General features: G+C 55.6%; 15 protein-coding genes. 8 read left to right on the forward strand and 7 right to left on the reverse strand.

Annotated features, from left to right (window positions below; genetic code table 11):
- Positions 1-940 precede the first annotated feature (940 nt).
- A complete protein-coding gene (gene putP, locus Q1Q75_RS16715) occupies positions 941-2440 on the forward strand; it encodes a sodium/proline symporter PutP (protein WP_300672926.1) in 1500 nt (499 codons plus the stop codon).
- Positions 2441-3109: 669 nt separating this feature from the next.
- Here putP and Q1Q75_RS16720 read toward each other — a convergent pair.
- Genes Q1Q75_RS16720 through Q1Q75_RS16730 form a run of 3 tightly spaced genes read right to left on the reverse strand, consistent with a single transcriptional unit; the run spans position 3110 to position 4885 of the window.
- Positions 3110-3772, reverse strand: coding sequence for a hypothetical protein (locus Q1Q75_RS16720; RefSeq protein WP_300672928.1), 663 nt, complete (start codon positions 3770-3772; stop codon positions 3110-3112).
- Positions 3772-4476, reverse strand: coding sequence for an MBL fold metallo-hydrolase (locus tag Q1Q75_RS16725; RefSeq protein ID WP_300672930.1), 705 nt, complete (start codon positions 4474-4476; stop codon positions 3772-3774). Before Q1Q75_RS16725 ends, Q1Q75_RS16720 begins: the two co-directional genes overlap by 1 nt.
- A gap of 19 nt (positions 4477-4495) precedes the next feature.
- A complete protein-coding gene (locus Q1Q75_RS16730; protein WP_300672931.1) occupies positions 4496-4885 on the reverse strand; it encodes a hypothetical protein in 390 nt (129 codons plus the stop codon).
- Between the two features lie 334 nt (positions 4886-5219).
- Between Q1Q75_RS16730 and Q1Q75_RS16735 the strand changes: the two genes are divergently transcribed.
- From Q1Q75_RS16735 to Q1Q75_RS16745, 3 genes are all read left to right on the forward strand, one after another.
- Positions 5220-5963 (forward strand): hypothetical protein, encoded by a 744-nt coding sequence (locus tag Q1Q75_RS16735; RefSeq protein WP_366945245.1) that lies wholly within the window; start codon positions 5220-5222, stop codon positions 5961-5963.
- Positions 5964-6088: 125 nt separating this feature from the next.
- Entirely contained in the window at positions 6089-7339 is a 1251-nt protein-coding gene (locus tag Q1Q75_RS16740; RefSeq protein WP_300672933.1) for an IMP cyclohydrolase, read from the forward strand.
- 167 nt (positions 7340-7506) lie between these two features.
- Positions 7507-8445: an ABC transporter substrate-binding protein gene (locus Q1Q75_RS16745; protein ID WP_300672935.1), complete on the forward strand. Its 939-nt coding sequence runs from the start codon at positions 7507-7509 to the stop codon at positions 8443-8445.
- A gap of 406 nt (positions 8446-8851) precedes the next feature.
- Here the strand turns inward: Q1Q75_RS16745 and Q1Q75_RS16750 are convergent, their stop codons facing one another.
- Positions 8852-10174: a hypothetical protein gene (locus Q1Q75_RS16750; RefSeq protein ID WP_300672937.1), complete on the reverse strand. Its 1323-nt coding sequence runs from the start codon at positions 10172-10174 to the stop codon at positions 8852-8854.
- 105 nt (positions 10175-10279) lie between these two features.
- Complete coding sequence (locus Q1Q75_RS16755; protein WP_300672939.1) at positions 10280-10678, reverse strand: NUDIX hydrolase; 399 nt, start codon at positions 10676-10678, stop codon at positions 10280-10282.
- Between the two features lie 258 nt (positions 10679-10936).
- Here Q1Q75_RS16755 and Q1Q75_RS16760 point away from each other — a divergent pair, with 258 nt between their 5' ends.
- From Q1Q75_RS16760 to Q1Q75_RS16770, 3 genes are read left to right on the forward strand one after another with little or no spacing between them, the layout of a single operon-like run.
- Positions 10937-11398 carry a hypothetical protein gene (locus tag Q1Q75_RS16760; protein WP_300672941.1) on the forward strand — a complete coding sequence of 154 codons (462 nt, stop codon included), beginning with the start codon at positions 10937-10939 and terminating at the stop codon, positions 11396-11398.
- Positions 11399-11426: 28 nt separating this feature from the next.
- Positions 11427-12494: a type IV pilus twitching motility protein PilT gene (locus tag Q1Q75_RS16765; RefSeq protein ID WP_300672943.1), complete on the forward strand. Its 1068-nt coding sequence runs from the start codon at positions 11427-11429 to the stop codon at positions 12492-12494.
- Between the two features lie 48 nt (positions 12495-12542).
- Positions 12543-13601 carry a type IV pilus twitching motility protein PilT gene (locus Q1Q75_RS16770; protein ID WP_300672945.1) on the forward strand — a complete coding sequence of 353 codons (1059 nt, stop codon included), beginning with the start codon at positions 12543-12545 and terminating at the stop codon, positions 13599-13601.
- Positions 13602-13664: 63 nt separating this feature from the next.
- On the opposite strand, the gene Q1Q75_RS16775 is transcribed toward Q1Q75_RS16770, so the two are convergent.
- Both Q1Q75_RS16775 and Q1Q75_RS16780 read right to left on the reverse strand, forming a co-directional pair.
- Positions 13665-14195: a YfcE family phosphodiesterase gene (locus tag Q1Q75_RS16775; protein WP_300672947.1), complete on the reverse strand. Its 531-nt coding sequence runs from the start codon at positions 14193-14195 to the stop codon at positions 13665-13667.
- A 128-nt stretch (positions 14196-14323) separates the two neighbouring features.
- The gene (locus tag Q1Q75_RS16780) at positions 14324-15040 is read right to left on the reverse strand and encodes a 16S rRNA (uracil(1498)-N(3))-methyltransferase (RefSeq protein ID WP_300672949.1); all 717 of its coding nucleotides are present in this window, start codon (positions 15038-15040) and stop codon (positions 14324-14326) included.
- Between the two features lie 349 nt (positions 15041-15389).
- Here Q1Q75_RS16780 and djlA point away from each other — a divergent pair, with 349 nt between their 5' ends.
- On the forward strand, positions 15390-16145 hold the full coding sequence (djlA, locus tag Q1Q75_RS16785) for a co-chaperone DjlA (protein WP_300672951.1): 756 nt from the start codon (positions 15390-15392) through the stop codon (positions 16143-16145).
- Positions 16146-16160: the final 15 nt, after the last annotated feature.

Raw genomic sequence — 16160 nt, forward strand, 5'->3', positions numbered from 1 at the left:
CCCGCACCTTCTACCGTAGAGAGGACCCTCGGCCTCGCAAGTTAACGATGACCACGAGTCTTATTTCAAAATGCGGTGTTTCCGGTTTACGATACGCCTGACGGTGCGCACGGCGCACCCTACGCATCCACCCGGTACTTCATTTTAAAAATGAGGACGATACGGATTTTCATACATGGGTTCCCGCCTTCGCGGGAAAGACGAAAATCGCTGGGTACTGTCAAACCGGCCGGGCCCACAAAAACAGAAACAGGTGGGTATCAAAAAAGCCGCCATGCTCCATGGAATCGTCTTCCCCGGCTCTCCGGAGAGTCGTTGCATACGGCCTGACCGAAACCTGAGACACCCTGCAACGCAGGAACAACCGGATGACCGGGGATCCATGCTCGGGTTACCTCACCATAAAAAGACACAACGCATACGCTTTCTCACAACCACCATGGCTCCCCGCCTGCGCGGGGAAGACGAAAAGCGTAGGGCGCTGTCAGACCGGGGCGATAAAGACAAAATGGATAGCTGAATAGTTACCTTGGATTTATATTTCCCGAATGAAGAACCAAGCACGAAGAACGATTTTTACAAATCACCCATCCATGATGGGCACGTTTCGCGCTTTGCACATCCTACGGCGCCGCCGTCATGTCACCTGTGTTGGTGGAAACTGAAACATGGCCAGTTCAAGCATTTGATGCGAACGGCGCACCCCCTCACCCGTCACGCGAATGCGAACGCGAGGTGCCCAGGGTACCGCCAGCCGTTGAGCATTCGCCCACCCGCTTTCAAGGTGGCTTCACCTTGCCGCCGGAGGCAGCTTTTGTTTTCTCTCTCTGTTTGCCTATTTTCCTTAGAGTTGAAAAGCAGGTGAGGTTCTGATAAAAACCAGAGGTTGTTCGTAAAATCGGCGCGGCTCCGGTTTTTTTTTGTGGATGAACCATGGGGAATGGAAGAAAAACGTATGCTGGACAGTAATATTTCGATTTTGATTTCGTTTATTCTTTACCTGATTTTTATGGTGGGGATTGGTTGGGTTTATTACGGCAAGACGAAGACCCTTTCGGATTACATCCTTGGGGGACGCGGTTTAAACAGCTGGGTGGGGGCCATGAGCGCCCAGGCGTCGGACATGAGCGGGTGGCTGTTGCTGGGCCTGCCCGGGTACGCTTACGTAGCGGGCCTGGAGTCGTTCTGGATCGCTTTCGGGCTGGCATTTGGGACCTGGTTGAACTGGAAATTTGTGGCGGTGAGGCTTCGGAATTACACGGAGATCTCTGGCGATTCCATCACCCTGCCTGACTACTTTGAAAACCGGTTTCGGGACACCTCGCATCTGCTTCGGATTATTTCAGCCATCTTTATTCTGATCTTTTTCCTGATTTATACCGCCTCTGGCTTTGTGGCCGGGGCCAAGCTTTTCAGCACCGTGTTTGGCCTTACCTATGACCTCGGCCTTCTTATCGGTGTGGCGGTGATCATCTCCTACACCTTCCTCGGCGGGTTTATGGCGGTGAGCTGGACCGATTTTTTTCAAGGGATCATCATGATCGTGGCCATTATTGTGGTGCCGACCCTGGGAATCCTGAAGGTGGGGGGCCTTTCCGCCACCCTCGATGGGATCCGTTCCATCAACCCCGAGCTCCTCAATCTCTTTACCGACACCCAAGGGGTGCCACTGGCTGTTTTAAGCGTGGTTTCCCTTGCAGCCTGGGGGCTGGGTTACTTTGGCCAGCCTCATATCCTGGCTCGTTTCATGGCCATTCGAACCACCGCTGAGATTCGAAAGGCCAAAAAGATCGCCATGGCCTGGGTCGTGGTCAGCCTCTCTTTTGCTGTGGTGGTGGGTCTTGTGGGCTTGATCTGTCTTGATGCTCCCCTGGCCGCAGGCGATCAGGAGAAGATTTTTATGGTCATGGTGCATCAGCTGGTCCCCACGGTTTTGGCCGGGGTCTTTCTCGCAGCCATCCTGGCCGCCATCATGAGCACCGCCGACTCCCAGCTTCTCGTGACCTCATCGGCCCTGACCGAGGATTTTTACAAGGTGCTGTTCAGGCGAGACGCCTCCGATGCGGAGCTCGTCTGGGTGAGCCGCGTGGCTGTGATTCTGGTGGCGGTATTGGCCTGGTTTTTTGCGCGTAACCCGGACAGCTCGGTATTGAGCCTTGTATCCTATGCCTGGGCCGGATTCGGTGCCACCTTCGGTCCCATCATCCTTCTCTCCCTCTATTGGAAGCGCATGACCCGTAACGGGGCCCTTGCCGGCATTGTGGTCGGCGGCCTTACCGTGATTGTCTGGAAACAGCTCTCAGGCGGCTTTTTTGACCTGTATGAGATCGTTCCCGGCTTTGTGGTATCCATCCTTGCGATTGTTGTGGGGAGTCTCATGGACGCTGAGCCTGCCCAGGAGATTCAGGGGGAATTCGATGCGGTCAATCGGTTGATGTAAACGAAAAGTAACGTTTCAGCTTGTGCCTCCGGCGGCCCTGCCTAAGAGTGTCGGGTGCAAGGCTCCGCCTTGCCGGTACGAAAAGTCGTATCGCTGGAGTGAAACTCACAGATTGCTGGGCCTCAAGCATGGAGGCGGAGCCTCCGGGGAGCATTCCCAGGCGGAGCCTGGGAACGAGAGAGAACCACGCTCGATACCTATTTCAAAGAATGTGGCTGAAACGATGACTAAGGCCACGGGTTAATATGTATGCCGGAGGCTTTTTTAGCGCTGAATAGTTACAACGAAAAAGCGGGGTTGTGACGGCAAAGGCGCTTTACCGCCTTGACCGTTGTGAGTCTGCCCTTCCCTTATCTGTTTCAAGTGAAAAAGCCGTAAGGACTCGTTGAGAGTCCTTACGGCTTTTTTGCGTTTACACAGAGACGTCGTGGAAACCTGCGTTCAAGGTGGTACGCCTTGCCGACGGAGTGATTCCGGTTTAAGCCAACGGCTGAGTTGGATTCTGCCCACCTGCAGCTCTCGCACTTGCTATGCACTGGGCATTTTCCTGCACTTCATGCGAATGCGGATGCATTTCAGCCCGAAGTGACGGTACCCGATGCGCATTCGCAAACCCGCTTTCGAGGTGGCACACCTCGCCGCCGGAGGCTTTTTTTGTTATCTGCAACCCTACCCGAAGAGTGCATCCAGGTGTTCTGCCAGGGTGCCCGATCGGGCCAGGGCGAGAAGGTTTTCGGCTTTTAGGACGTGGGTTTGGGTGGCTTTGGGGTGAAAGGGGGTCAGAGCCTCTTCATCCCCATTCATGGAGAGGAGGCAGAGTTTTTCAGCTTGCTCCAGCGCGTCGACGAGGGCGGTCGGGGGCAGGTCTCCTGTGGCGGCCACGGTCCACTTTTTTCCCAGCTCCTGGTAGAGGAGGAGGGCGTCCAGCTCCCGGGTGACGAGGGCGGTTCGGTTTGTGGTGCCTTCAAGGACAAAGGGTGTGGGGGCGCTCCCTTCCACGGTGTGGTAGTCGCCGTCGTGGCCGTGGCCTATGCGGTAGATGACGATGCGTTTCAGCTCTTTTTTTTCGATGACGGGAAGGGTGATCCCTTCGGGGAGGAGAATTTTATCGGTGCCTGAGAGCCCCCAGCTTTCGGCCGGGCGCTGGGTGTTGCGCACCTGCCAGCCAAGGAGGGCCTCTTTTAAGGTGGAGAGGGAAAAACCCGATTCATAGAGCCACGCCTGGATGGCTTCGTTGTGTTTTCCCCAGAGCATTTTTTCTGCTTTGATGGTGGCGGCCACGGCTTTTTCATTCCAGAGCTCAGGGTTCGTCACCGTTTCGTTTGTTTCCATCAGCACAGCTCCATCACGGAGTTCCATCGTTCCCGTTCGGTTGCGACGGGCAGTCCGCTTTGTTTCATGGATTTTATCAAATTTTTTTCATTAAACCGTACAAAGGGGTTGGCTCGTTTCTCATCGGCCAGGGTGGAGACAACGTGGGCCGGGTCGTAGAGCGTGAGGTACCGTGCGATCTCCGCTTCATTTTCCGGTTCGATGGTTCTGGCAAAGGCCATGGACTCCTGGACATAGTCATGCCCGGCGTAGATCTTTGTGTCGTCCGGAAAGGTCAGGAGAAAGGTGATGGCGCGGAAGAAGCTCTCCATGTCACCGGAAAAGCAGGTCCCCACGGTTCCATTAAAGAGGGTGTCCCCGGTGATGAGGTGCCCTTTGATCTCGAAGGTGAGGCAGTCCTCCATGTGGCCGGGGGTGTGGTGAACGAGGAGGGGCTCTCCGTCAATGTCCAGCCGTCCGGTGTCCATCAGGGTTTGAACGTCCAGGTGTGTGGCGCCCGAGTGCTGGATCAGCGGGGCGTTGCCGACGGTGTGATCCGGGTGGGTGTGGGTGTTGATTACGTGGGTGAGGGTGAGGCCCTGGGTGTGGATAAATTCCAGGATCTCATCGACGGCACCTGGGTCGATGGCGATGGCCGTTTTCGGTCCGCTGACCACGTAGGCAAAATTGTCGGCGCTGTAGCGGAACTGGGTCAGGGTGAGCATGGTGGTGTCTCCGTGTGTATCAAATGGGTTTTACGGGCAGGGCATCCACGGTGAGGGTGAGGGTTTCGCCCTTCAACTGGAGGTCCCATGATTTAATGCCTTTCAGCATGGCCGGGTAGGTCGCCTGCTTGGCTGCGATGAGTTCCAGGATGAATCGGGTGAAGACCTCTTTTTTGTCGCCTTGCAGCTCGGCCGGAAGGCGCGGTTCGATTTTTTGTCGGTAGCCGTCCTCTCCAGGGCTTTCAAACAGAGAGAGGTTCCAGCCGGTCACGGCCAGTGAGACCAGGAGTTTTTTCATGGCATCGTCTTCCCCGCAGGCGGCAAGGAGAGGGGAGGCCAGGGAGAGGAGTGCGTCGGCGACGTCGGCGTTCGTGCAGGCGGAAAACTGTTTGACGGAAAGGGTGCTCATGGGAAGTCCTTAAGGTCTTGGAGTCAAGGGTACGACGCCTCGTGGAAGGGCGGGTGCGTCAGGATAGCCATCCTTTCCCGGCAGGGGTTGGGATGCCCTCAAATTAAGCTGATTCCATCAAAAGTCAAGGGGTAGAACCCAGGGTTCCCCAGGTCAGGTGTGGGGGGCTTGTCACGAAATTGCGTCGAGGAATGCTCCTTGATCTTTGGCAAGGGCTGTTTTAATATTGCGCCACCTGCCGCGGCCCGCAGTTTTTGGGGATGTTGCCCCTGTTGATAAGGCACAAATCGTCTTATGACTGCAATGTACGCCTGTCTGGAAGGGTGCATGGGCTATGAAATCATCTATCACACGACGCCGCCTTAAGCGGGGGCACCACACAAAACGGGACAGAACTATGGGGATGAATATTGTCGATCGCATCGATGACCGGGTCACGGTCAATCAGGTGCTGATCAGTGTGTCGGACAAGAGCGGGCTGGATGAATTTATCCCGGCCCTGGTGCGGATTAATCCGTCGATTCGTATTTTTTCAACGGGGGGCACCTTCGGGGCCATTGAAAAAATTCTTGGCGATGCGGCTGGAAAGCATCTGGTCCAGGTATCGGATTATACCGGTCAGCCGGAGACCCAAGGGGGCCTTGTTAAAACCCTTGATTTTAAGATCTATCTGGGAATTCTTACCGAAAAATATAACGATTCTCATCAGGAAGACTTAAAGAGAACCGGTGCAGTTCCGATAGATATGGTAGTTGTGAATCTTTATCCCTTTGCTTCCACCGTGGCCCGAGATGGGGTGAGTGTGGAGGAGGCGAGGAGCAATATTGATATCGGCGGTCCCACTATGGTCCGGGCATCTGCCAAGAATTACCTGCGTGTGGCGTCTGTGGTGAACCCTTCCGATTACGGCGCGGTTGTTGACGCCCTGACGGCCAACGGGGGGGCTACGGATTTGGCCCTGCGTTACGGGCTGGCGGTGAAGGCCTTTGAGCATACCGCAGCCTATGACCGACATATTGCCGATTATCTTGTTAAACAGACCCCGGAATGCGTTTCGGGTTGTTATAGCGCGTCCTAAACCTTGAGCCGGACCCGACAGGAGGATGCGGTGGCTGTCATGAGATCGTCGAAGGCGCTTTACGGTATCGCCTGCCCGACCTTTGATAAAGCCATCAGACGACATCCTGCGGGGGGAGATAGAACATGGCAGACGATCTGAAGAAGATGTACCGAACCATCATGGACGACCATTTTGCCCCGGCCATGGAGATTTCGTTTGTGGACGGCGCCAACCGCCAGACTCTTTTTTATGAAAAAGTGGCCTGGACCATTGACCAGGTTAAGAAGGGGCTTCGTTACGGCGAAAACCCCGGCCAGGAGGCGGCGCTTTATCGCCTGACTAACGGTAACCTGGTGGTGGGCGAGACCCAGACCCTTGCCCCCGGGCGTCACCTTGCCTCGGATATTGAGCTGCTCCAGTCCGGGAAACACCCGGGCAAGACCAATCTCACCGACGCTGATAATGCCCTGAATATTTTGCGATATTTTACCGATCGCCCTACGGCGGTTATCGTCAAGCACAACAACCCCTGCGGTGCGGCCCGTGCCGATTCCCTTGAGGAGGCCTACGCCAAGGCCTACATGGCTGACCGTATTGCGGCTTTCGGAGGGTGTATTGCCCTGAACCGGAGCGTGGACAAGGCCACGGCTGAAGCCATCAGTCATCAGTATGCCGAGGTGGTTGTGGCCCCTGATTTCGAAGAGGGCAGCCTTGAGATCCTCTCTGCACGGAAGAACCTCCGGGTGATTCGTATCGGCAACATGGACCGCCTCCAGGGGTATGTGGGAGAGCGCGTGGTGGATTTCAAGAGCCTCATGGACGGCGGGCTGATCGCTCAGCTCTCCTTTGTTCCGGAGGCCCGGACCCGCCAGGACCTCAAGCTGGCCGAATGCGATTACAAGGGGACCCGTTATGCGATCAATAGGGAACCCACCGATGCCGAGTATGAGGACATGCTTTTTGGCTGGCTCGTAGAGTCTGGCATTACCTCCAACTCCGTGATCTATGTGAAAGACCAGGTGACGGTGGGCATCGGCACCGGCGAGCAGGATCGTGTGGGCGTGGCTGAGATTGCGGTGGACAAGGCCTACAAGAAGCTTGCCGATCGCTACGCCTTTGAGACCTATGGCGTGGGTTATGTCGATCTGACGGATGCCGACAAGAAGGCGGAGATTGACGCACGGGTGAAAGCAGAAAATGGGGGGATCAAAGGTGCCTCCATGATCAGCGATGCGTTTTTCCCTTTTCGGGATGGCGCCGATGTGGGGCTTCGTGAAGGGGTCTCTTCCATTGTGCATTCCGGCGGTTCCATGAATGATTATCAGTCCATCGAGGCGTGCAACGAATATGACGCCACCATGGTCTACACCGGTCAGCGGAGTTTCAAGCACTGATTCTGCGCGGTTATAAGTGATCGAAGGACCTCGCCGACAGCGGGGTTTTTCGGAAATGAATGGCGGCACGCCTCCAATGCCAGTTGGGGACGTGCTTCAGGCTCTGTCGGGAGTGTGGCTCCTGTGACGGCCTGGGTAACCTATCTGGTGTTGTAAGCGGTGTATGTATGACGGATAAGCCTGCGTTGAAGATTGGGCACTTGCGGATCACCGACCACTTGATTCTTGGTGTGACGGACCTCAAGCTGAAGAAGGGAATGGAGATCTTTAAGCATTGCAGCCTCCAGCCGGTGTTGAAAAACGGGTGGAACGAGGTGGCCGATGATCTGGCGACCGGTGCTCTGGATGGTGCGTTTATTCTCGCGCCCACGGCCATGGATATTTACAAGTCCGGGGTGGGCATCAAGCTGATTCTCTTTACCCACAAGTCGGGCAGTGTCCTGGTGAAGAGCATGCGGGCGGGCATTCAGCGCATTGAAGATTTTGCGGGTAAGGTGGTGTTGATCCCCTACCAGCTCTCCGTTCACAACATGCTGTTTCACCGCCTTCTTAAAGAGAAGGGGCTGAACCCCGGCACAACGAGTGACAAAAAAGCCGATGTGTTTCTGGAGGTGGTGGCGCCTTTTCAGATGCCGGATGCCATCAATCTGGATGAGGACGGTGAGATCGCCGGGTTTATCGTGGCCGAGCCCTTCGGGACCCAGGTGATCAACAGCGGCAATGGTGAAGCCCTTCATCTCTCGTGTGACCTCTGGCCCAAGCATCCCTGCTGTGTTCTGGTGATGCGTGACGAAGTGATTGAGAAAAATCCAGACGCCGTCCACGAGCTGACCCGTAGCCTTGTGCGGTCTGGCCTGGCGGTGGAAGCGCAGCCGAAACCGGCCTCCATTATCGGTGCCGATTTTCTGGGTCAGAACAGCGATGTGATTTACAAGGTTCTCACCGAACCCAAAGAGCGTATCTCTACGGACGAGCTTTTTCCGGTGATTGACGATTTGGCCATCATTCAGGATTACATGAAAGACGAGATGGGCATTTTAACGGATAAGATCGACCTGGATAAGTTTGTGGACACCCGTTTTGCGCGGGATGCCGGAGCCAAATAGATAAGAAGGAGGTTATCCTTCAGTTCATGCCTCCGGTGGCCCTGCCGGGGGTTAAACTTATGAAAAGTTTAACAAACAGGCTTTAAAAATTATTCTTGGTTAAATTTCATCTTAAAAGCGGATGTGATTTGACCCGAGGAATCCGTCTTCGCCTGCGGCTACGCCGTGACAAGTCCGCCTGCGCCATGTCAATGCGTCACCATTCGGACAACGCCAATGGGCTACGCCGTGACATGGGGGCAAAACGCATTCGCAACCTGCTTTCAAGGTGGCACACCTTGCCGCCGGAGGCAGCTTTTTGAGAGCTGAATAGTTACAAAAAACATGTCTTTTTGTCTGGAAGGGCGGAGGCATGGGCTGCAACGCCTCCCATTTCTAAGTGCGGATGTCGGGTGCGGTGAAAAACTCAGTCTCGGGGGCCGGCTTTTTCGATGATGCGAAAAATGCCATCGATGGTACGGCTTTCCCAGAGACCCTTTCCGCTGAAGGTGGGTTTTGATTCCTTGTTGAGGCGGACCGCTACCTGGGCGGCAGACAATTCCTCCCGGCGTTTCATGCCGATGATCTCCTTTAAAATATAATCTTTGTACGCTGCCGGGTCCGAGGGGAAGGGTCGATCCGGCTCGCTTGCCTTCGAGGGGGCGGACTGGAGGGTTTCGTCGTTCGGTGCGGGCTCGGTGGGGGGCGTCTCCACGAGGTCCCAGAGGTTATCCTGTTCCGAGTCGGTTTCGGCGGGTTTTTTCTGCCCCATGGGTTCCGTGGGTGTGGGCCGGGGGGAGGGCGGTTCATCTGCAACAGCCCAGAGATCGTCCAGGCCTGTGTCACTCATGGGGGTTTTATCGCTCGTCGTCGGGGTGTTTTCCACCAACGCCCACAGGTCGTCAAGCTCTGCGGCCCCTCCTTCCTCGGGCGTTTCATCCACCAGTGCCCAGAGATTGTCCAGATCTTCTTCCGGGGGCTTCTCCACCAGATCCCACAGATTGTCTCCCCCGTCCTCCGGCGGGACGGTATTTTCTTCAACAAGACTCCAGAGATCATCCAGGGGCTCTTCGGTGGGTGCTTCCACCAGGGCACTGAGATCGTCTATGTTTTCGTCCTGGAGGGGCTCGTTCACCAGGGCGCTGAGATCATCTAAGGTCGGTTTCTCGGTGGGGGGCGTTTCCCTTTTGGCAGGATCCTTTATGGGTGCGGCGGGTATGGGTTCCGCCGTTCTTTTGGGGGGTAAAGGGGCGGCAGGAGCCGATGCGGCCAAGGGGATCCCGGAGGTTTGAAGGGCGGTGAGGATGGCGGACAGGCTGCGGGCTTTTTCCTCTTCGATGGATAGGCGGCGCTCCATGGCGGAGGCTTTGCGTTCCTCTGCTTCGGCAAGGCGGCGCTGCTGGATCACGAGCCGGGCCAGAAGGGACGGCGTGGGGTTTTCTTCATCGAGAAGGGAGAGGATATCGTCATCTTCGTCTTGCCGGAAGGCGTTCCGAGAGAAGAGGGGGCCTTGTCCTGAAGCCCGGTTTCTCAAGGCCTGGCGAATCTCTTCCTGGGTGAGTCCCGATTCGGTGCATTCGGAGATATAGGTGAAGAGGAGGATGTCTTCCCGGGTGAGGGCCGGCTCGCCTTCATCGCCGGGGCGGGTGAGGAACTCGCTGTAGATATGTTGCCACAGAAGAAGGGTAGAGACTCCGGTTTTGAGTTCCTTTGCGGCCTCTTCAACACTGTATCGCTTTTCGTCGGCCATTCCTTCTCCGTACGGTGGCAACTGATGGATTTGCTTATTTCAGGAGATGATCAATCATCCGCCTAAGTTGATTTCGTGCATTTTAGTGTATTTTCACCGGTGGTGTCAATCGGAGGCCTGTTTCTCTCCCCAATGGGCAATGACAAGGTTGAAGCCGAAGGCGAGATTCAGGGCGGCGGCTTCTGCCAAGGAGAACCAGGCAATTTTCTGTCCTTCAGTCAGGGCAATGGCCTCGGGGTTGAAGTCGGCCCGGGCGGTAAAGACATATTCCAGGCGGTCGGGGAAATCGTAGACCCCAAAGGATCGAATGGGGTCGGGACAAAAATTGAGTTCTTCGTGAAGTTCCCGTCTGATACAGGCTTCCGGTGTCTCATCGGGCTCGACATGACCGCCCGGCAGATCCCACATGTTGGGGCAGGGAAGGTGAGGCAGATCGTCCCTGAGCATGAGCAGCACCTTGCCTCGGGGGTTGATGAGCAGGATACTCGTACCCTCTGGTTTCATGTGAATTCCTAATGATAAATAGATGTAAACAATTGTTTAATAATTGACAAAATTTTCTATTACAGGATATATTTATAAGGTTTATCGGGATATTACAAGATGGAAAAAAGGCTTCAATGTCGGCAGCGTTTGGGACGATAAGGGAGGTAGTGGCAAATAGACCTCTATCGATGGAACGGATTGAGCACCGAGCCGTGGAATTGTGGCATGTAATATGGGCATGCGGCAGATTAGGGCTTGGTAAGTTAAGGAGCACGTATGGGTATTTATCCCAAAAAAGATTGTCAGATCAGGTTGTGCCTTTCAAACAACAGCCAACTGGACGGCCTTGTGAATATCGTGGGCCGGGACATCAGAACCTTTCTTCTGGACGATGAGTCCGATATCGTCATGTACGAGGCCGTCAATGGGGAAGATGAAAAACGGCGCCCCATGATTGTCCCCAAAAAGCATATTCTCTGGTTGGAGGTCAAGGGGTGCGACCTTGCCGAGCGGAAGATGGCGCTTTACCGTAAATTAAAGATCAAGCTGATCAACGGCCAGGTGGTGAGCGGGGAAATTGATATCACCGGGTACGATCGCGTGTCTGATTATGTTCTCAAGAACTCCGATCTGTTCAGCGAAGTCGCCGAGGCCACCATTGATGGTGAAATTATTCGATCTATTGTGTTTGTCTCAACGACCCAGTACCTCTGGGTCGTTCCCGACGAAGACGCATGAGCGGGCGAAGGGGTTCGAGAGGTGTGATGTGGCAGAATTAGATAAGGTGTTTCAAGCGGGTGTCGCGTTGCGTGCCTCCGATGTGCACGTGGTGCCGGGTGAACCGATTATTATGCGCAGGAACGGGGCGTTGGTTAAAACCAAAACTCCGAAGTTGAAGATCGAGCAGACCAGGCGTCTGATTCTGGAGCTGCTCTCACCGGAGGATAAGGAGCTCCTGGAGAAAGATCATCAACTTGACTTTTCCTACGAGATCAAGGGTGTGGGTCGTTTCAGGGGGAGCGCCATGGCTCATAACCGAGGGCTCAGCGCGGCATTTCGGGTGATCCCACCCGCTCTCCCTACGCTGCCATCCACCGGGCTTCCCGAGGTGGTGGAAAAGGTTCTGGATCAGCACCAGGGGTTGATTCTGGTGACCGGTGCCACCGGAATGGGCAAGACCACCACCCTGGCGGCCATGGTGGATTTTCTTAACGAGCGGCGGGCGCACCATATTCTCACCGTGGAAGACCCCATTGAGTTTGTTCACCCCAAAAAGAAGGGGGTCGTGAACCAGAGGCAGATAGGGCGAGACACCCGTTCTTATCTCAACGCGTTGAAAGGGGCGCTGAGGGAGGACCCGGATGTCATCGTCATCGGGGAGCTTCGGGACCTTGAAACCATCTCTCTGGCCATCAGCGCAGCCGAGACGGGGCATCTTGTCATCGGAACCCTCTCCACCACCAACGCCCCGAAAACCGTGGATCGCATCATCGATTCCTATCCCCCGGGTGAGCAGTCTCAGATTCGGGCCACCCTGGCGGAAACCTTGAAAGCCGTGGTCACTCAGAAGCTGATCCCTTCGGACGCGGATGATCGGATGCTTATGGCCGCTGAAATCCTGATCATCAACTTGCCGGTGGCGGGTTTGATCCGGGACTCCAAAGTGTTCCAAATCCCCAATCTCATGCAGACGGGCAAGAGCTTCGGCATGAAGTTGATGGATGAGTCGGTGATGGACCTGTTTAATCAGGGGTTGATCAGCGCGGAGAAGGCGTTGACGCATGTGCAGTCTGAGACGACTCAGCGACAATTGAAGGCAAAGCTTGCGGGGTGAGGATGATGCAACTGAAAACGGACGGCTTGAGCCGTCCAGGGGGATGCTGTGGCTGTAATTGATACCTACTTCAGGGAACTGAGCGAAAAAGGGGCCAGTGACCTCCATATGGTCATTGGTTGCCCGCCTCTTCTGCGTTTAAAAGGGGAGCTGGTGGACACCGATCATCCGGTGCTGGATCGGGAGCGGATGAAAGAGGTGCTCTGGGAGATCCTGCCCAGGGAGAAACAGAAAGAATATGAAGCAAATCTCGATCTGGATATGGCCTATGAGCTGGAAGGGGTGGGGCGTTTCCGGTGCAATTTCTTTTTCCATCACAACGGCCCTGGTGCGGTGTTTCGGCTGATTCCCACCGATATTCTGACCCTGGAACAGCTGGGGATGCCCCCGGTACTGAAGACCATTGCCGATTTTTCCCAGGGGCTGGTTCTGGTGACCGGGCCCACGGGAAGCGGCAAGTCAACCACCCTGGCCGCCATGATCGATTACATCAACAAGAGTCGGGAAGCCCATATCATCACCATTGAAGACCCCTTGGAGTTTGTGCATCAGAATCGTCGGTGTATCTTTACCCAGAGGGAGATCGGAACCCACGCGGCGAGTTTTGCTGACGCCTTGAGGGTGGCTGGTCGTGAGGACCCCGACATTATTCTTGTGGGGGAGATGCGGGATAAGGAGACCATCAGCCTGGCCTTGACCTGTGCAGAGTTGGGAATTCTGGTGTTCGGGACCCTTCACACCAACAGCGCGTCCAAGACCGTGGACCGCGTGATCAACGCCTTTTCTGCCGACCAGCAGGCGCAGGTGCGCACCATGTTCTCCGAGTCTTTGAAGGCGGTGGTAGCTCAGCAACTTCTCAAGACCGCCGACGGGACAGGGCGCTGTGCGGCCAATGAGATTCTTCTGGGCTCCACGGCCCTTGCCAGCGTGATCCGCAGCGGCAAAATCGCTCAGATCAACTCCATGATCCAGACGGGAACCTCCCAGGGCATGCAGAGCATGGATCAGCATTTGATGCAGCTGGTGAAGGAGAAGAAGATTACCGGTATGGCGGCCTATGAAAAGGCCATGGACAAATCCCTCTTCGGCGCCATGAAAAACGCCTGATTCTCTCTCAAGAAGACACCGAAATCAGGTCCCGGGTGCGTTTGTGGCCCTGGACTCCAGGGCTTACCTCGGGGTGAGGGTGGTGGTCAGGTCCAGCTGTTCCACCACCCGGCCACCGGGGAGCTCCACCAGCTCAAGGCGGTTGTCCGAGAGTCGTGCAAATCCCTGATGCCCGCCGCGCGGAATCACCGGAGAGCCGGGATTGAGGAAGACTTTTCCCATGAGGGTGTCGAGCTGGGAGACGTGGGTGTGCCCTTGAATCACGATGTCGTAATCGGTGAGGTCGGGCAGGTGGCTGTGCCCATGGGCCAGAAGCAGGGTCTTCTCCTCCCAGGAGAAGGCAAGGCTCAGCTCTCCGGAATAGAAGTCCGGTTGGTCGCAGTTCCCGCAGACATACCAGGTCGGGTTGGCAAGGGCTTGAAATTCTTCCCGGATGGTGAAGGGGTCAAACTCGGGATGGGCTCTTCCGTAGACGGTATCGAAGAGGTCTCCGGCCACGGCAAGGCCGTCCCCGGGTTTCAGCTGGGCTTTGATCAAGCGCCAGGTGGGCAGGTGTCCGTGGATGTCTGCCGTGATGATCAGTGAGTGGGTCATGGTGGATCCTGTCGCGTGCATGATGTGTTTGCCGTCCGGTCAGCGTCAAGGGGGGCAGCGTCAAGGAGGGTCAGTGAGCCAAATCGCCTGTAAAATCCAGATTTTTTAATTTTCGAGGCCCGGTTTGTCTATAGGGGAAACAGGCGCGAGAGCAGGGCGGGTATGGCTGATTCCACCCTCAGGATGCGCGCACCCATGGAGACCGCTTGAAATCCCACCTCTTTAAGTTTCTCCATTTCATAGGGGATAAACCCCCCTTCCGGTCCCACCACCAGGGTGGTCGGGGCCGCGACATTCACCGGGCAGGGGACGGCATCGTAGGGGTGTGCCGCCAGTTTCAGCGTTCCGGCTGTCAGGGCTGTCAGCTCATCTTCCACAAAGGGCTTGAACCGTTTTTTTAAGAGGATTTCCGGCATTCGCGTGTCTTTGGCCTGTTCCAGGCCCAGGACTCTTTGGGCGAGAAGATTCTCGTCGGAGAGGCGAGGGCTCTGCCAGAAACTTTTTTCTACCCGTACCGCATTGAGAAGCACCAGTCGCTTGACCCCCATGCTGGTGGCGGCGATGATTACCCGGTTAAGGACTTTTGGCCGGGGAAGGGCAAGGATCAGGGTGAGGGGCAAAGGGGGGGGCGGCGAGTCATCAAGGGTGACGGCCATCTCCAGCACGTTTTTCTCTATGGAGAGAATATCTCCGGTTCCCAGGGCACCGTTGACACATCCCACCGCCAGGGTGCTTCCCACAGCCGCCCGGTGGATGTCCTGTACGTGGCGAAGGCGTCGTCCCGTCAGCCGGACCCTTTTCGGGTCATCGGTAAAATCATCATCGAAAAGAAGAATCAGGTTCATTCATTTTATTCCATATAGAAGTGAAGCTTAAAAGGTCCTCACCTTGTATCACCGATGACAGCGGATTGTCGAGAAGGCACGGCGGTTTCGCGGGCGATGCCGTCTGGAAATATGATTTCAGTGAGTTACGGCTGAGGGAGCGAGGACTTGGGCGGGGGGCTGTGCCGGCGTCAGTCTTCCGTGACGCCGAAAGAGCAGGGGAGGGCGGCTTTTTGGATGCCGGGGATCAACCTTGACACCCCTCGTTTGCGTGTTACTTTAAACCATTGCGTCACGACCCCCGGGCGGGGGTGAATCATTCGGGGCGTTGATTTTTAACTATTTTTCAACATCAGGGGTAGAGGGATATATGGGTTGGCTTGGTAAAGTGGTGGGAGGGACCATCGGATTTGCCCTGGGGGGGCCGGTGGGTGCTGTTGCCGGAGCGGTGTTCGGGCATGCCTTTGATAAAGACGGCAGTGAACTGAACCGTGATGAGAGACGGGGGCTGTCGGGGAATGAAGAGGCCCAGATGACTTTTTTTGTGGCCGCTTTTTCGATGTTGGCCAAACTCTCCAAGGCTGACGGCCATGTCTGTCAGGATGAGATCGAATCCATTGATCTATTCATGACCCGGGACCTCCACCTGAATCGTGAGAGCCGGAACATTGCCATTGATATTTTTCGGGAAGCCATCAACTCGCCGGAGTCCTTTGAAAGTTTTGCCCGCCAGTTTTATACCACCTTTAAAAATCAGCCCCGGATGCTCGAGGTGATGCTGGATGTCATGCTCAGGGTCTCCACCGCAGACGGGCAGTTCAACCCTCAGGAGGAGGCGTTGATTTTATCGGCGGTGCATCTGTTTCAATATCCCACCGAGGGGTATCTTAAGCTCAAGGCGCGTTATGTAGACCAGAGCGACAAGTACCATGCGGTTCTGGGATGTGATCGCAATGATTCCGACGACTTTGTCAAGAAGCAGTACCGGAAGCTGGTGAATGAATACCATCCGGATAAAATTGCCTCCAAGGGCCTTCCCGAGGAGTTTACGCATTTTGCAGAAGAGAAATTTCGCGAAATTCAGGATGCCTGGGACCATGTAAAAAAAGAACGGGGTATTGCCTGAGCCTTTGACAACCCC

The sequence above is a fragment of the Desulfoluna sp. genome (assembly GCF_030145185.1).
Classification (GTDB): Bacteria; Desulfobacterota; Desulfobacteria; order Desulfobacterales; family Desulfolunaceae; genus Desulfoluna.

What these genes read in the sequence shown, in the direction of transcription:
- putP (WP_300672926.1), top strand. Translation starts at nt 941, where the DNA reads ATGGAAGAAAAACGTATGCTGGACAGTAATATTTCGATTTTGATTTCG.
- Q1Q75_RS16720 (WP_300672928.1), bottom strand. Translation starts at nt 3,772, where the DNA reads ATGGAAACAAACGAAACGGTGACGAACCCTGAGCTCTGGAATGAAAAA.
- Q1Q75_RS16725 (WP_300672930.1), bottom strand. Translation starts at nt 4,476, where the DNA reads ATGCTCACCCTGACCCAGTTCCGCTACAGCGCCGACAATTTTGCCTAC.
- Q1Q75_RS16730 (WP_300672931.1), bottom strand. Translation starts at nt 4,885, where the DNA reads ATGAGCACCCTTTCCGTCAAACAGTTTTCCGCCTGCACGAACGCCGAC.
- Q1Q75_RS16735 (WP_366945245.1), top strand. Translation starts at nt 5,220, where the DNA reads ATGAAATCATCTATCACACGACGCCGCCTTAAGCGGGGGCACCACACA.
- Q1Q75_RS16740 (WP_300672933.1), top strand. Translation starts at nt 6,089, where the DNA reads ATGGCAGACGATCTGAAGAAGATGTACCGAACCATCATGGACGACCAT.
- Q1Q75_RS16745 (WP_300672935.1), top strand. Translation starts at nt 7,507, where the DNA reads ATGACGGATAAGCCTGCGTTGAAGATTGGGCACTTGCGGATCACCGAC.
- Q1Q75_RS16750 (WP_300672937.1), bottom strand. Translation starts at nt 10,174, where the DNA reads ATGGCCGACGAAAAGCGATACAGTGTTGAAGAGGCCGCAAAGGAACTC.
- Q1Q75_RS16755 (WP_300672939.1), bottom strand. Translation starts at nt 10,678, where the DNA reads ATGAAACCAGAGGGTACGAGTATCCTGCTCATCAACCCCCGAGGCAAG.
- Q1Q75_RS16760 (WP_300672941.1), top strand. Translation starts at nt 10,937, where the DNA reads ATGGGTATTTATCCCAAAAAAGATTGTCAGATCAGGTTGTGCCTTTCA.
- Q1Q75_RS16775 (WP_300672947.1), bottom strand. Translation starts at nt 14,195, where the DNA reads ATGACCCACTCACTGATCATCACGGCAGACATCCACGGACACCTGCCC.
- Q1Q75_RS16780 (WP_300672949.1), bottom strand. Translation starts at nt 15,040, where the DNA reads ATGAACCTGATTCTTCTTTTCGATGATGATTTTACCGATGACCCGAAA.
- djlA (WP_300672951.1), top strand. Translation starts at nt 15,390, where the DNA reads ATGGGTTGGCTTGGTAAAGTGGTGGGAGGGACCATCGGATTTGCCCTG.